Here is a 15,238-nt window from a genome sequence, read left to right as displayed (position 1 = left end):
TAACGGCGTGTTTTTTTGTGGAGAATGGTGCGGATAAAATCTTTAAACGAGCAAACACTACGACAAGGATAAAAGATTGTGTGGTGAATGGAGATGTTGGAGTGGTTACGAAAGCGCCAAAATCCTGATAAATTAAAAAATCTTCCTGATCTAATTAAGAGCTTAAAGGATTCTGGTGATTTTCTGCATTTTGAAAATGAACAAAAAGGAAATCCATTTTTCCTTTATTATTTTAAAACTCTTGTACACGAAACCGAACTCAATGATCATATTTTGCCGTACCTTGTAAGAAAACCTTTATCTGACATCAGTGATGTTAAAGAAAGAGTCCCCATTCCAGGTGTCATTATTACGAGTGAACTGAAAGATATATGTGAAAAAGTAATGACGGGATACGTCATGTTGCGTATAAATAAGAATGCCAATGATTGTGCGTTAATTCCATGTCAGGTTAAGAAAGCAAGACCAGTTTCTTCACCAGAAGTTGAATTTACGGTGCTAGGGTCGAAAGAAGCTTTCGTTGAATCGCTTGACACAAATGCTCACCTTATTAGAAAGCGACTACCGGTCCATGAGTTAAAAGCGATTGAACTGAAAGTTGGGAAATTAACCAATACGAAAGTAATGATTTTCTATTTAGATGGGATTACGAATCAAGAAAATCTGAACACAGTTAAACAGCGAATTGAAAGTATTGACGTTGACCAGGTGATCGATAATTCAGTTATTATGCAGTTCATTACAGATAATCAAAACTCACCGTTCCCGCAACTTGTTGATACGGAAAGGCCGGATCGAGCAGTTTCAGTTCTCTGTGAAGGCAAAGTTGTTGTCATGTCTGATGGGTCTCCTCAGGCATTCATAGGCCCTACTACATTGGTAGAGTTTTTCTCAGCATTTGAAGATTATTTTGTGAATTGGATTATCGCTTCAGCATCGAGGCTCATTCGATTGTTTTCTGTTCTCTTTTCCATCCTGGTTACACCAATATATGTGGCGACACTAACGTACCACTACGAGCTCATCCCGAAGGACTTACTTAGTACACTCGTAAGTTCCCGTCAGCAAATTCCTCTTCCACCTATTCTTGAAGCTATCTTTCTTGAGTTATCAATTGAATTGTTAAGAGAGGCCGGGGCGCGTTTGCCTACTAAGGTTGGACAGACAATTGGTATCGTAGGAGGTATCGTAATTGGAACAGCCTCTGTTGAAGCGGGATTAACGAGTAATGTATTACTAATCATAGTGGCATTGGCAGCGCTTGCTTCATTCACTACACCTGTGTATCGAATGAGTAATACCATCCGGCTGATTCGTTTCCCTTTCCTGCTGTTTGCTCATCTCTGGGGAATGTTAGGGGTAGTGATTTGTTTTTGTTTCATGCTTGTTCATTTGCTACGTTTAACCTCACTGGGGCGTCCTTTTCTTGAACCGATGTATCCGTTTCGAATTAAAGATTTTAAAGATGCCTTAATCAGACTTCCTCTCTCTTATCAGAACAGGAGACCAATCCATTTGCAAACGAATGATCCTGTTCGTTTTAAGCCAAAGAAACAGAGGAAGAAAAATGATTTCTACGAATAGAAAAAGAAAGGAGAGACTTTACAATGCATGGCTCAGAAGTAAAAGATGAATTTAAAGTTTCTCCATTTCTTGTTTTCTACCTTGTTCATTCGACTCAAGTAGGTGTAGGGGTCATGGGATTTCAACGCATTAGCGCGAAATATGCTGAAAATGATGCCTGGATTACTGTTCTATTGGCGGGTCTAAGTCTCTGTTTTATTATTTTTCTCATATATAAAATTCTTACAAAAGAGAATGGGGATATCATTGCTGTTCATGAAAAAACATTTGGTAAATGGATAGGTGGATTATTAAGTCTGGCTTTTATAGGTTATTTTACTGCGATGAGCATAACGGTTATGCGAACCTATATTGAGGTTGTGCAAGTATGGATGTTCCCTGATTTAAATAAATGGATCTTTGGTTCTGTACTCTTATTGTTGGTCTATTATTGCCTGACGGGAGGGTTTAGAACCGTCACTGGAATCGCCTTCTTTGGTGTTGTACTGCCATTCTATCTGGTACTTACCATGCTGTTTCCTTTGTACCATGGGCATTTTAGAGATCTTCTTCCATTCTTTGATCATTCAATCAAGGAACTCTATGAAGGAGCTAAAGGAGCATCTCTTTCATATTTAGGATTTACAACTATTTTAATGTATTATCCTTTCATCAAGAATCCTGAAAAATCTCATCGCTGGGCACAAGGTGGCCATCTGTTAACAATCTTTCTCTATACAAGTATCATGATTACTACCATTGTATTTTTTAGTGCGAATCAACTTCAAAAAACAATATGGGCTACGTTAACGACATGGAAAATAACTGAAATGCCATTTGTGGAAAGATTTGAATACATAGGGATAGCTTCATGGGCACTCGTCATACTTCCTAATTTATGTATTACAATATGGGCCGCTGGAAGAGGATTACGAAGGTTAACAAATGTGAGGCAGCGAACCGTTACGATCCCCCTCTTGATCATGATATTAATTGGTAGCAGTCTCTTTTCAAAACGTGAGACGATCGATTTGCTTAACCAGTATACAAATAAGGTGGGTTTTTACACGGTATACGTTTATGTTCCATTGCTTTTTTTGATTCAATACATTAAGAGCAAAGTGAGGAAGCAATCATGAAAAGGTGGTACGCTGTTTTAATTTTTGCCCTGATGTTAACAGGCTGCGTGGAAAATCGAATTCTCGACGACCTACAGATGATAACAGTTATTGGATACGATAAGGCTGATGATGGGAGTGAGAGCGATGTGGTGAAAGGGATTGCAGTTGCTCCACAGTTTGAGAGAGATGGAAGAATTGAAAATAATGTGTTTGTGGAATCAGCACACCTTAGTAAGGAAATTAGGAGCCAATTCAATGCAGAGTCATCAAAACCTCTTGTAAGCGGTAAGCTACAGGTAGCCATTTATAGTAGAGAAATTGCTGAAACAGACGGCATTATTGATCTTGTTGATACGCTTCAACGAGATCCTGCTATTGGTTCACGCGCATTTCTAGCGATAGCAAACAGTGATCCTGAAGAGATGCTTCGCTCGGATTTTGGGAATGTTGATATAGGCAGCTATATTCACGATGTCCTGGAGCATAATAGCGTTAACGGCATGTTGCCTTTAACAAACCTGCACTATTTCCTCTACTACTACTATTCTGAAGGAAATGATCCATTTCTTCCTCTCATTGAAAAGCAAGACAATAAAGTGAAAATTGTGGGCCTCGCTCTCTTTGATGGAGATAAAATGGTTGGTGAAATAGGTTTACAAGATCTTTTCACCTTTAAAGCTCTATTTGAGAAATTTAGCAGTAACGATTCGTATTCAGTTAAACTTGATAATGGAGAATACGCTGCTGTTTATAATATTGCTTCCAAACGAAATTTGAATCTTGCTGATGTAGATAAAGACAACATCGAAATTAAAGGTGAAATTCTAGGGATTATTAAAGAGTACTCAGGGGAAAAGTTAAACCCCAAGATCATGAAAGAAATTCAATCAACAATGGAAGTGGAAATTGAAGAAAAAGGAAATGCAATGATAAAAGATTTTCAGCGATTAGGGGTGGACCCACTCGGTCTTGGCAATGCAGTTAGAAGCGTAACAAGAGGTGGTCTTGACCAGAAAGAGTGGAAGAAGAAGTATGAAGATATGGACATTACCTTTAATATGAACGTTAATATAACTGAAGCAGGGGTAACTGAGTAAGCGATTTTAGATAAAGAGTAAAAGCATCCAAAAATGGATGCTTTGTTTCCTACTACTTTACTTTAATCCCTTTTTCCAGAGCTGCGGTTAATGTAACAAGCTCTTCAATTACGATCGAGAGCCTTTCTTTAGCTTTCGTATCAATCATATAGCCCTTCTCATCAAAGCAAGTAGGATCAGCACAGAATTGATCGGGGAGGACAAGGGCATAAAGGCCACGCATAACGGTTCTCATATTGTTTAATGCATTGATCCCACCTTTTCCCCCGCCTCCAACAGAAGCCAGTGCAGCAGGCTTCTGCTTAAAATGACTCCCACCAAGAAAGTCGAGGGCATTTTTAAGTGCTCCACTCATTCCGTTATGGTATTCTGGCGAGCAGATCACGAAAGCGTCAGCATTCATAGCGTTGTTCATTAGGCGCTGAACCTCTGGATGCTCAAGGTCTTCTTTTCTTCCTTTGAAGAGAGGCAAGTCATGAAAGCCAGCATCAAAAGTCATGACCTGGATTCCCTTTTCATCAAGCTGATCTGTAATCGAGTTCGTTAAATTGCGTGTCATCGATTTTTCTCTTGGGCTACCATTCATTACAAGGATATTCATTTTGAAGCTCCTTTCTACATCTATCTACTACTTTAATACCTCAATACTGATTCAGTTAATCTATTATTAGCTTATTTCATAATAGACCATGTTGCATCGTCGGGAGGAACGAGTTTATCCTCATACTTTAGTCTTATGCAAGTTCATCAAACCAGTTCTTTCTTGTAGCATAGAGAGCTGCTTGTGTGCGATCGTGAAAGTTTAATTTTGATAAAATACTGCTGACATGAGTTTTGACGGTTTTCTCTGTTATAAAAAGAGACGAGGCGATTTCCTTATTACTCTTTCCTAATGTGATTTCTCTTAAAACATCTCGTTCTCTAGGTGTAAGGGATTTCAGCCGGGGTTGATTTTCAGTCTCGTTTTCTCCGATCATATGAGACATGAGTTGACTTGTTGCCTGAGGATGAAGGTGGCGTTTGCCGCTAACGGCTGCGCGAATGGTATAAATTAACTCATCCGGATCAATATCTTTTAATTGATAGCCTTCTGCGCCAGCTCTAATTGCGGGTAAAACATGGTCTTGATCAGAAAAACTAGTTAAAATGATGACCTTAACCATAGGAAAACGTTTCTTAATTTCCTTAGTGGCTTCAATCCCATCCATTTCGGGCATGATTAGATCCATTAGAATAACATCAGGTTGCCATTCTGTGGCTAGCTTAACGGCTTCAATTCCATTGGAGGCTTCTCCAATAATTTCAATATCATTTTGCGATTGCAGAAATAATCGAAGGCCTTTTCGCACTATCTGATGATCATCTGCAAGAAGTAGTTTAATTTTCATCGATATCCCCCTTATTCAGATAGTGGCAGAACTGCTTGAACAGTCGCTCCCTTGTTTTTCTCGCTTGTAATCCTCAGTGTTCCGCCAATGATATTAACTCGTTCCTTCATACCCCTTAGTCCGAGTGTGAAGTCTCCGGTGGTTACTTTATCAAAACCAACTCCGGTATCTTGAATTGTAAGTGATGCGGTGATATTGTTGATATCTATGTGAATGAAGACCTCTTTTACCCTTGCGTGCTTGAGAACATTATTAAGTGATTCTTGTCCGATTCGGTAGAGTGCTTCTTCTATGGGAGCAGGAAGTACCTTCAAACCAGTAACCTCACAAACGGGTTCAAGTCCAAGACTAATTGCGTACGCTTTCAGTGATGTCATAAGGCCAGCTTCAATTCCTGCAGGACGAAGTTGCCAGATTAACGTTCTCATCTCTTTCATTGCTTCCTGTGCAAGCTCTTGAATGTCTACCAGAGCTTCTGTTAGAACAAGATTGTTTTCCTGTAAGCTTTGCGCACCTTTTGCCGTCATTGAAAGGGAGAAAAGCTTCTGACTAACAGAATCATGCAAGTCTCTTGCTAGTCTATTTCGTTCTTCTGATAGAATGAGTTCCTGTCTTCGTACATTAATCCTAGCGTTTTCTATGGCAAGTGCCATATGATCGGCGATAGCTTTTAGAACATCCCCTTCACTTCGATCAAATGCTTTCTTATCAGAGCTCTCAGCAAAAAGAACCCCAATTTGCTCGTTACGAATTGAAACTGAGCGTGCAATTGTTGATACCGACTTTCTTAGAAAAGGCGAATGGTATTGGCGTAACTCATCTTTGCTTTTTACTTGTAACGATTCATGTATGCCTTTAAGATCTTCCCATGTATAGCGTTCATTTAATGATCGTAAAGAACCCTCTTGATACAAAGCACGTAGTGTAACCTGTTCGCCATCATTGAATAAAAAGCCAACTACAGGCCAGTTGAACGCCTCCCCTGTATGTTTAACAAGTCCGTTTACAATGTCGTTAGTTTGATCAAGCTTCCATAATTCCCTTGTTAATGCTTCTAGAATGGTGAAATTCTCTGCACGCTTTTGTTCACTTTGATATAAAGTTGTGCGTTTAATGGCTGTACCGATTTGGTAGGCTACTGATTCGAGTAATGTCAGTTCTTCTTGCGAAAATTTTTCTTTTCCTGGAGAACCGACGTTTAATAAACCAAACGTCTCTCCACCAGCAGACAATGGAACAGTTGCATGATGCGATAGTCCTTCTGTATCACCGGTATTATATTTGAGCGCATCTTCAAGTCTTTTACATTCAATAATGTTAACTGCCTGTTTCAGCTTTCCGTCCCAGTACTTATTTAAGCACCAGCACGATCCTGAACACATGGGTTGCTTATTATTTAGGGAAAGCGCCTGTGGAAGATTTACATCCGCTGTACAGACGTAATCTGGTTTATTGTCTGTAAGGAAAATCCAACCGGTTTTCAGACCAGTTACGCTTAATAATTCTTCCAGGACTGATTGCAACATCGATTTCAGGTCGCTGGATTGATTCAGTGTCTCAGCTATAGCTTTCAGAGTGAGTAGCTCTCGCTCGTGTTGGAAATCGTTCAAAAGTTATTCCCCCAATATTCAAACAAATTATCCGTGTTTATTATACTATAGACACGGCTATTCTCTAAATATCACATATGTACAATAATAGGCGTAAAGTGAATGATGGTATTATAGCTTATGTTGAGGAAGGAATGGATACACCATGAAGATTAAAGAAAAAGCTACAGAGCTTTCATCCGTACAATTAATTGTGCTCTTTTACCTGGCTGCAGTTGTTTTAGCTACTATTCTTCTGAGTCTTCCAATCGCTCATCAAAATGATGTGAAATGGAGTTTTATAGATGCCTTGTTTACGGCGGTAAGTGCGATTAGTGTTACTGGACTTACAGTGGTATCCACCGCTGATACATTTAGTACGACAGGAACATACATACTTGCTTTTGTTCTTCAATTTGGCGGAATTGGCATAATGACGTTAGGTACGTTCATTTGGCTTCTTATGGGGAAGAAAATCGGAATGAAAGAACGACAGCTCATAAGTACAGACCAGAATCGAGGAACACTTGCAGGACTAGTTAAATTAATGAGGCAGATTCTAGGATTGATTCTGTTATTTGAAGCAATCGGAACTGTTATCCTCGGATTGTATCTGCTAAAGTATTATCCGTCATGGCAGGAAGCATTTCTACAAGGTTTTTTTGCTTCAGTGAGTGCCACAACAAATGCCGGTTTTGACATCACTGGAAATTCACTTGTTCCGTATGCCAATGATTATTTTGTACAGACCATTAACATGTTGTTGCTTATACTCGGTGCGATTGGATTCCCTGTTTTGATTGAGTTAAAAGAATATTTGTTTCGTCGGAAGGAAACCATGGTGTATCGATTTTCACTCTTCACAAAAGTAACGACATTAACGTTTTTTATTCTGGTCATTCTTGGAACAGGGCTTATCTGGCTTTTTGAACTGGGAAACTTTATGCAGGATAAAACATGGGATCAAGCACTCTTTTATTCATTATTTCAATCGGTGACGACAAGAAATGGCGGCCTGGCCACAATGGATGTCAGCGAGTTTACATTATCAACCCAGTTACTCCTAAGTTTATTAATGTTTATAGGGGCGTCCCCGAGTAGTGTTGGTGGAGGGATACGAACGACAACGTTCGCTGTCGCGCTTCTTACCGTGATCCATTTTGCGAAAGGTAGAAAGAGTGTCAAAGTATTTGGAAGAGAGCTTGTTACAGACGATATTATTAAATCGTTTATTGTGATTTTTACAGCTACTGGAATGTGCGGTTTAGCAGTAGTTATTCTGGCCGCAACAGAGCCATTCCCACTGACGGCGATTATATTCGAAGTTACCTCTGCTTTTGGGACGACAGGTTTATCCCTTGGTATAACCCCTGAATTAAGCACGCCTGGAAAATGCATTATTATTTTCCTTATGTTCGTCGGTAGAATTGGGATTATTTCGTTCCTGTTAATGATGAGAGGGAAAGCGCCGGTTGAGCGTTATCATTACCCAAAAGAACAAATTATTACCGGCTAGTGTAAGCTTTATGACAAATATATCGATATGAATACGTTTACATGCAGAGCGTTATTTTCATATTCCATCGGGTATATTCTAACTACTTCAAACTTTGAGGAGGAAGAGAAGATGTATACCAAAATCGTAGTAGCGTATGATCGTTCTGAAGATAGTGAAAAGGCGCTCCATCAAGCGATGAAGCTAGCAGAAGCAAGTAAAGCAACCATCCAACTGGTCCACGTTACAAAAGAATCACATAAATTCTCTGCCCAACCTGCAACAAGAATCCCTTATGGTACTGGCAGTATTGGTAATGAGGGGCATGCAGGTGTTCCTTCTCCTGTTCAGGATGATCATTCAGACGGAGTTCTCATGGAGCGAAGCAATGGAGAAGCAATGTTGAGAGAAGTGAAGGAAACGCTTCACCATATGGGTGTAAATGTTCAAACAGACGTTAGGGCTGGCGACCCCGCGAAAGAAATTGTCGACCTTGCTGTGATGACTGAAGCAGATTTAATTGTGATCGGAAGCAGGGGGCTAAGTGGTATTAAAAAGTGGATGCTTGGTAGTGTAAGTCAGAAAGTGGCTCAGCAAGCTACTTGTCCCGTATTAATTGTTAAATAAACAATTTAAATAAAACTCACAAAAAGCTCGGTGCTGCCGGGCTTTTGTAATGTTTAATAAACATACTCTGTTAGTTGCTATTGTTGAAAATACGATACCTTGGTGTTGATGAGCTAATTTAATCGCCGTTCATAAACAAAGTGCACAAAGCCTCATTGAATGAGGCCATTTTGCTTACCAGCAAAGTTTCATGGTTAGTTCACTGCAGTCATCTTCATTTCCTGCCATGAGATCGATTCGAATGGCGTCTGGTGTATAAGCGATATGGAAGGAAGATTGAATCCCTGTTCCTTTTATAAGTTCCTGAACGTGCGAATGATCATTTTTCTGTGCTGCATCTTTTAATTCATGAGCAAATTGAGCATCTTGGCGAACTTTTTTGAGTATCGTCTGGCCATCATTCATAAGATGCATACAAGTGCTTGCCGAGTCCTGGAAGCGAGTGACTTCTACAGAAGGATAGGGACGACACGGATAGCCGGGAAAAGGTGGCGGTAGGTAAGGTCTGTATCGGTAGTTAAACATGGCGATTCCTCCTGAAGCGTGATAATAATACCGTATGGATTTTATCGAAAAAAGTGTTTGACGCCATTTGAGAAATGTCATTCATACAGGTTACAATAGCAAAGAAGACGTTTGTAAAAGGGGTAGACCATTTGAAAAAGTACATTATTTTTACAATAAGCCTTGTTTGTTTCTATTTCATTCTCAATTTAATTATTGGTTCGATTGTTAACATGGCTTTCCAGACGGAATGGTTAGACGCATGGAGCAGAGGACAGCAACTAACGAGTAGTGTAACTTTGGGGATGTTAACTAATCCAATTGATTTCATTAGTTTAATAGGCTCATTCATTATAAGTATCGTGATTACCGCGAGAGTTAAAGCAGCTTAAACCATGCAGACGCATGGTTTTTTTAACGGGAAAATAACGCTGATCTTTACCAATCTCTTCTTTGCTCATAATTGAAAGAATAGTATGATAAGTGTAATGGGAATTATGAAGAGGAGATTAAAATGAAGTCCGTTAAATTGAAGAAGACCATTTATAAACTAGTGCCTGTCCTGATTTTGTTCAGTGCATTCCTGGTTTATTTAAATTGGAGCCAGGAAAGCGAACCAACTTTTGAAATTAATGAGAATTTTGAGGAAGTACAAAGTGAGGATAAAGCTATTAAAGAAATTATTCGTGGGTTAACAGGATCAAACCTTGCGACAGAATATGATTTGTTTACGGATGTCGATCATGAAACGTTTCTACTAGAAGAACGGCGTACCCTGAAGGTAGAGAAAGTCTGGTTTCAGTATAATGTTCTCCATCTCATTTATAGCGTGGACCTCCTTCAGAAGGATAAGCGGAATCTTGATATTCCTTATCTCCAATTTGATAAAGTTTCTCTTCATTCAGAGAATAAGGAAATTTCTTTAAAGCTCGATCAGTCGTTAGGAATGGGGCCGAACTGGCTGGCACAAGGCTATGTTTCTGGTCACAGAATGTACAGAGGAGTTGCGATTGATATCGCAGGTTCTGAGCAGAATTTTGAAGAACTTCAACATGTTTACGAATGGGATGATATTGATCATATTACTATTGAGACTCCCAAAATAATCCATGTCTCCAATGAGGAAAGCGTCATAGATTCGTTCTCAATCAATGCATCTCTTGATCCTGCCTATGATCAACCTCTTAAAACCTTTAAATTAAATGAGTCTACGAAATTATTGGAGAATTCCGAGCTTGTATGGAGGGAGTTAATGTTAACGATTGATCATGCGAATCTTTCCTTTCAATTGAAAAATACAGATAAGATTTTACAAGGGGTTACACTGGCTACTAGAGCAGATGGTGGTGTCATGATGGAGCAGTATTATCCTGTAACGAGAAAAGAAGACTATTATGAGGTTAACCTAAACTCATTTGAAAAAACACCTACTAGCTTTCAAGTGGAAGTGAGAGCAGTAGAATTCACAGATCGTGATGAACCACTTACTTATACAATCTCAAATGAGATCCTTACTAAAGGAATGGAATTACCAGATGGAGAGAAAGTAGAGATTAGTGAAGAGATTGGAAACAAGAATGGCATGACGATTTCTTTTGGAGGGTTCTCAAACGCGCTCCCGGGATACGAAATGAGCGGAGTTAGTGAAGTGCTGGGATTGGAGCTTCAGATCGAGAGCATTCCTGATGAGCAGTTTCACACATGGTTTAAAACGGTCACAGAGGAAATGCAAAACTTGAAATACAGTAATGTTGGGTCAAGCTCACTCCAAACCGTTAATTATGGCCCACTTATTGAAATAAGCAATGAGAAAGGCAAGCTTGCAGAAACGTATGGAAGCTCATCTGAAGGGTTCCCGGATAAGGAGATTCAGGTTTTTCATATTAACAGGGACTTCTTAGAGCGATCGAGTGAAGTGACATTGAAATTAAGCCATTTTCCAATATATGAAAAAACAGCTGGGGAGATTAATTCGTTCGAGTTACAATGAAGGAGGAAACGGCATGATTGTAGAGGAAACGAAATCTTACCCATATAAGCTACTTCTTGAAGCCGATCCTTCTATTCCTCACATAAAGGAATATATTTCAAAAGGGAAGTGTTATGTAGCAAAGGAAGATGGGGAAGTAATCGGGGTTTACGTTTTACTGCCGATTGAATCTTCTATCACAGAAATTAAGAACATAGCTGTGAAGGAAACGTGGAGAGATAAGGGAATAGGAAAGAAGTTAATAAAGGATGCTTTACAAAGAGCAGAAAAAAATGGTATGAAATCTGTGGAAATCGGTACAGGCAATTCAAGTATTGGTCAGCTTGCATTGTATCAGAAATGTGGCTTTCGTATTTCCGAAATTGTAATGGGGTTTTTTGATGATTATCCCGAAGAAATTATGGAAGACGGTATTCGTTGCAGAGATATGATCCGTCTTTCATACAGCATCTAGAAAGAAGTTCCATTTTCCAGTTTGTGAAAATGGAACTTTTTTGTAACTTAGCTCGTCATAGATGTGGATAAAGAACTAAAGGGGGAAGAAAAGGTGGGGAAATTACATCTACCTGCTGTGGTTATGCTCTTCACGATGCTTTTTATAGCGTTACAAGGAACTGTGAGTGCGGCAGGTGCCATTGAGGTTGAGTCTAAAATTGGGATTGATGGAAAAGCTCAGACCGGTAAGGGATTTCCAGTCGAAATTACATTAACAAATAACGGAGAAAGTGTGAATGGAGATCTGGTGGTTTCCTCAAGCAAGGGCTATTCATCAGGTCATAACCAGGTTATCCCTGTAGAGCTCGAAGCTGGTGAAGAAAAAACATTGGAGCTGTCGATGGCCGGTTTTGGGGAACATATTCAACATTCTTTAAATCCTGCGTCAAATTCAAAAGCAGAACACATAGCTTTCTATGAAGGTGACTTTAAATCGGGGGATAAGGTTAAGTTGACAGGTGATCTTGATCTTACGCCATCTTTTCTCCCATATGATCGCCTTGTTATTGGTGTGCTGAGCGATAATCAGGATGCATTTAACGCAATCAAATTAGCAAAAGTTAATGGGAGTTCACCAGAATTAATTCAATTAACGTCCGTATATGATTCTGCGGAGGCGTTAGAAGTTTTCGATATGCTTTTGATAAATGAATTTAATGTGGCTGGCTTCTCAGATGCTGAGCAGGAAGCCATTGCTGAGTGGGTGAAAAGAGGCGGAGAGCTCGTTATAGGCTCTTCCACTGGAGTGGAACAGAGACTTGGTAGTCTTGCATCGCTAATGCCACTTAAGCCTTCAGGTAAGGAAGGCGTGAATCAATTCGAGCTTGTATCACAAAAGGAACCATTGAATGTATCAAATTTTGAAATAGTTACAGGAGAACTTTCAGAGACTGCAAGAGTCGTGTTTGAACAGGAGGATACGCCACTCGTTATAACCAGTCGAATCGGCATGGGGGAAGTAACCCAATTAGCTTATAACCCTGCAGCCAAAGCCCTTGTCGATTGGGAAGATAACGATGTCCTTTGGGAAAAGTTAATCCAGGTGAATAGTAATAAAGGAGCTTTTGGCTTTGAATCGTTCGACGAAATGCTGAGCCAGTTAACCTATGATTCTGAGTTATTTCCTGGATCAATCATATCAGTATCACTTCTTACAGTTCTGTTTGCCGTTTATCTGCTTGTCGTTGTGCCAGTTCTATATTTAATTTTGAACAAGAGAGACAAACGTGAATGGGGATGGTGGATCATCCCAACACTTGCGATTCTAACAAGTATCGGGATTTATGTAGCAGGTGCGAAAGATCGTCTTCAGGGATCACAGGCAAATGAGGTTACGATCTTCCAGGTGAATGAGAGCGGTATGGCGTCAGGGTTTGGTGCAGCTTCAATCCTGACCAATGGGAGCGGTGATTATAGCGTTTCGTTTCAAGGAGAGGATCTGTCCGTTTCGCCGAAGATTGATTTTAATGAAGATATAAACTATCGCCAGTTACCAATGCTCGAAAATACTGCTGAGGGTGAACGTGTCACATTTCATAATGTGGAATACTGGTCGACTAGATCAGCGATGATCAAAGTTCCAGAGGTTGAAATGGGTACAATGACGGCAGATCTAGCTGTTAAGAATAACCAGCTTTCAGGAACTCTTTCAAGCGGGTTGGATGTCGACCTTGAAAATGTTTATCTGTTAAGTGGCGGAAGTGCCTATTCGTTTGGTAGCTTACAGGCTGGAAAAAAGATGGACGTATTTATTGACGAAATTCAAAATTCAGTGATGGGAGCGCCATCATCTTATGCCGCACAGAAAGCTTTTCCCAACGCACAAAATTATAGCAGTTCTCAAAATGAGGATTGGAAGGAATTTGCCCTCCTTGAATTCTTGCTGATGAATCAGCTCCTTGATCAAACTGAGTCTATGCCAGTTATCATCGGGTATTCTGATCGTTCGGTGATACAAACGGAAATTAACAATAAAGTACCAAAGAGAAATAGTTTGAATCTGGTTGTTCAGCCAGTTTCCGTTACTGCAAGTAAGGAAGGCACTTTCACTCTTAGTGGAGATGATCTCATTCCGGATATCGAAGCATTTGAAGGGGGGGCCCCGGTTTATATGGACCCTGTTCATAACGGGGAACACTGGGTGGATATCTCTACTGGCGTTTATGAATTTGTATATGAACTACCGGAAGCGATTCGGGAAAGTGACGTAAATTATCGTGAGTTAAGCATTCAGTTCGATTCGGTAAACTCAGGATCCGAAATTCATTTAATGAAGCAGGGAAAAAAGGAGACACTTCTTGATCAACAAAGTCAAACGTTCACTGATAATCTTAACAGCTATATAACTGATAATGGCGAAATCGTCATTCAAGTGGATCAAACATCTAATTTTGATAGTCAATTTTTCATCCCGCGCATTAGCTTGAAGGGGGAGTTTACAGGTGATTGATATTGTTAATTTAACGAAACGATACGGAACGTTCACAGCGCTTGACCAGATGAACCTTACGATTGAGAAGGGTACTGTTTTTGGTGTCGTTGGTCCGAATGGTGCAGGGAAGTCGACCACATTTTCGATTCTGGCAACCCTATTAGCACCCACCAGTGGAACAGCTTATATCAATGGAGTGGATATCACGCAGAATCCAGCAAAAGTAAGGGAGTTCATCGGGTATATGCCAGACTTCTTTGGGGTGTATGACACATTTAAAGCGGGAGAATACCTTGACTTCTTTGGAGCGAGCTATAGCATTTCGGCAAAAGAGCGAGAAGTATTAATTCCACAACTGCTTGAGCTGGTTAACTTAGCGAGTAAAAAAGATACGTACGTTGATCTGCTTTCAAGAGGAATGAAACAGCGTCTTTGTCTTGCTAGGTGTCTGATTCATGACCCAGAGGTACTGATATTAGATGAACCTGCTTCAGGATTAGATCCGAGAGCAAGGGTAGAAATGCGAGATATTCTTAAGGGATTGAAATCAATGGGAAAAACAATCTTAATTTCCTCCCACATTCTACCAGAGCTTTCTGAAATGTGTGATGCACTGGGAGTGATTGAGAATGGGAAACTGGTTGCTACAGGATCTGTTGCTACGATTCAACAGCAGCTGCGAGCGAATAAACTGCTCATCGTGAGAGTGCAGCATGATTTGGAAGCAGCAATGCACTTCTTCGAGAACCACCATCTGGCAGTTGACGTTATTAAATACGGAGCAGGAGAGATTCATTTTGGCTTTAACGGAAGCGATGAGGAACAGGTGATGCTACTTAAAGAAGCCCTCGACATGAAGCTCCCCATTCTAAGTTTTACAGAAGAACAAACGGATCTTGAAGATATCTTTATGGAAATAACGAAAGGGGTGGAATAAC

General features: G+C 40.0%; 14 protein-coding genes. 10 read left to right on the top strand and 4 right to left on the bottom strand.

The window, feature by feature from the left end; translation table 11 throughout:
* Positions 1-93 precede the first annotated feature (93 nt).
* The 3 genes from ABFG93_RS07980 to ABFG93_RS07970 are packed head-to-tail and all read left to right on the top strand — an operon-like array spanning position 94 to position 3,781.
* Complete coding sequence (locus ABFG93_RS07980; protein ID WP_347552127.1) at positions 94-1,584, top strand: spore germination protein; 1,491 nt, start codon at positions 94-96, stop codon at positions 1,582-1,584.
* Between the two features lie 23 nt (positions 1,585-1,607).
* The gene (locus ABFG93_RS07975) at positions 1,608-2,702 is read left to right on the top strand and encodes a GerAB/ArcD/ProY family transporter (RefSeq protein ID WP_347552125.1); all 1,095 of its coding nucleotides are present in this window, start codon (positions 1,608-1,610) and stop codon (positions 2,700-2,702) included.
* On the top strand, positions 2,699-3,781 hold the full coding sequence (locus ABFG93_RS07970; protein ID WP_347552123.1) for a Ger(x)C family spore germination protein: 1,083 nt from the start codon (positions 2,699-2,701) through the stop codon (positions 3,779-3,781). Before ABFG93_RS07975 ends, ABFG93_RS07970 begins: the two co-directional genes overlap by 4 nt.
* 52 nt (positions 3,782-3,833) lie before the next feature.
* Here ABFG93_RS07970 and ABFG93_RS07965 read toward each other — a convergent pair whose 3' ends face one another.
* From ABFG93_RS07965 to ABFG93_RS07955, 3 genes are all read right to left on the bottom strand, one after another.
* Positions 3,834-4,382, bottom strand: a complete 549-nt coding sequence (locus ABFG93_RS07965) for an NADPH-dependent FMN reductase (RefSeq protein WP_347552121.1) — start codon at positions 4,380-4,382, stop codon at positions 3,834-3,836.
* A 133-nt stretch (positions 4,383-4,515) separates the two neighbouring features.
* The gene (locus ABFG93_RS07960; protein WP_347552119.1) at positions 4,516-5,169 is read right to left on the bottom strand and encodes a response regulator transcription factor; all 654 of its coding nucleotides are present in this window, start codon (positions 5,167-5,169) and stop codon (positions 4,516-4,518) included.
* Between the two features lie 11 nt (positions 5,170-5,180).
* Complete coding sequence (locus ABFG93_RS07955; protein ID WP_347552117.1) at positions 5,181-6,779, bottom strand: GAF domain-containing sensor histidine kinase; 1,599 nt, start codon at positions 6,777-6,779, stop codon at positions 5,181-5,183.
* Between the two features lie 145 nt (positions 6,780-6,924).
* On the opposite strand from ABFG93_RS07955, the gene ABFG93_RS07950 reads away from it, so the two are divergent.
* Together ABFG93_RS07950 and ABFG93_RS07945 are read left to right on the top strand one after the other, a co-directional pair.
* Positions 6,925-8,274, top strand: coding sequence for a TrkH family potassium uptake protein (locus ABFG93_RS07950; protein ID WP_347552115.1), 1,350 nt, complete (start codon positions 6,925-6,927; stop codon positions 8,272-8,274).
* A gap of 111 nt (positions 8,275-8,385) precedes the next feature.
* Positions 8,386-8,880 (top strand): universal stress protein, encoded by a 495-nt coding sequence (locus tag ABFG93_RS07945; RefSeq protein WP_347552113.1) that lies wholly within the window; start codon positions 8,386-8,388, stop codon positions 8,878-8,880.
* A 174-nt stretch (positions 8,881-9,054) separates the two neighbouring features.
* Here the strand turns inward: ABFG93_RS07945 and ABFG93_RS07940 are convergent, their stop codons facing one another.
* The gene (locus ABFG93_RS07940; RefSeq protein ID WP_347552111.1) at positions 9,055-9,405 is read right to left on the bottom strand and encodes a hypothetical protein; all 351 of its coding nucleotides are present in this window, start codon (positions 9,403-9,405) and stop codon (positions 9,055-9,057) included.
* Between the two features lie 131 nt (positions 9,406-9,536).
* Here ABFG93_RS07940 and ABFG93_RS07935 point away from each other — a divergent pair, with 131 nt between their 5' ends.
* The 5 genes from ABFG93_RS07935 (at position 9,537) to ABFG93_RS07915 (ending at position 15,237) form a co-directional block, all read left to right on the top strand.
* Positions 9,537-9,776 (top strand): hypothetical protein, encoded by a 240-nt coding sequence (locus ABFG93_RS07935; RefSeq protein WP_347552110.1) that lies wholly within the window; start codon positions 9,537-9,539, stop codon positions 9,774-9,776.
* A 122-nt stretch (positions 9,777-9,898) separates the two neighbouring features.
* Positions 9,899-11,374 carry a hypothetical protein gene (locus ABFG93_RS07930; RefSeq protein ID WP_347552109.1) on the top strand — a complete coding sequence of 492 codons (1,476 nt, stop codon included), beginning with the start codon at positions 9,899-9,901 and terminating at the stop codon, positions 11,372-11,374.
* 13 nt (positions 11,375-11,387) lie between these two features.
* The gene (locus ABFG93_RS07925) at positions 11,388-11,828 is read left to right on the top strand and encodes a GNAT family N-acetyltransferase (RefSeq protein ID WP_347552107.1); all 441 of its coding nucleotides are present in this window, start codon (positions 11,388-11,390) and stop codon (positions 11,826-11,828) included.
* Between the two features lie 93 nt (positions 11,829-11,921).
* Positions 11,922-14,318 carry a hypothetical protein gene (locus ABFG93_RS07920; RefSeq protein ID WP_347552105.1) on the top strand — a complete coding sequence of 799 codons (2,397 nt, stop codon included), beginning with the start codon at positions 11,922-11,924 and terminating at the stop codon, positions 14,316-14,318.
* The gene (locus tag ABFG93_RS07915) at positions 14,311-15,237 is read left to right on the top strand and encodes an ABC transporter ATP-binding protein (RefSeq protein WP_347552103.1); all 927 of its coding nucleotides are present in this window, start codon (positions 14,311-14,313) and stop codon (positions 15,235-15,237) included. The genes ABFG93_RS07920 and ABFG93_RS07915 overlap by 8 nt, the downstream gene beginning before the upstream one ends.
* Position 15,238: the final 1 nt, after the last annotated feature.

Origin of the sequence: Pseudalkalibacillus hwajinpoensis, from assembly GCF_039851965.1 — a bacterium.
Classification (GTDB): Bacteria; Bacillota; Bacilli; order Bacillales; family Guptibacillaceae; genus Guptibacillus; species Guptibacillus hwajinpoensis_E.
This window is presented reverse-complemented; position numbering and strand designations above follow the sequence as displayed.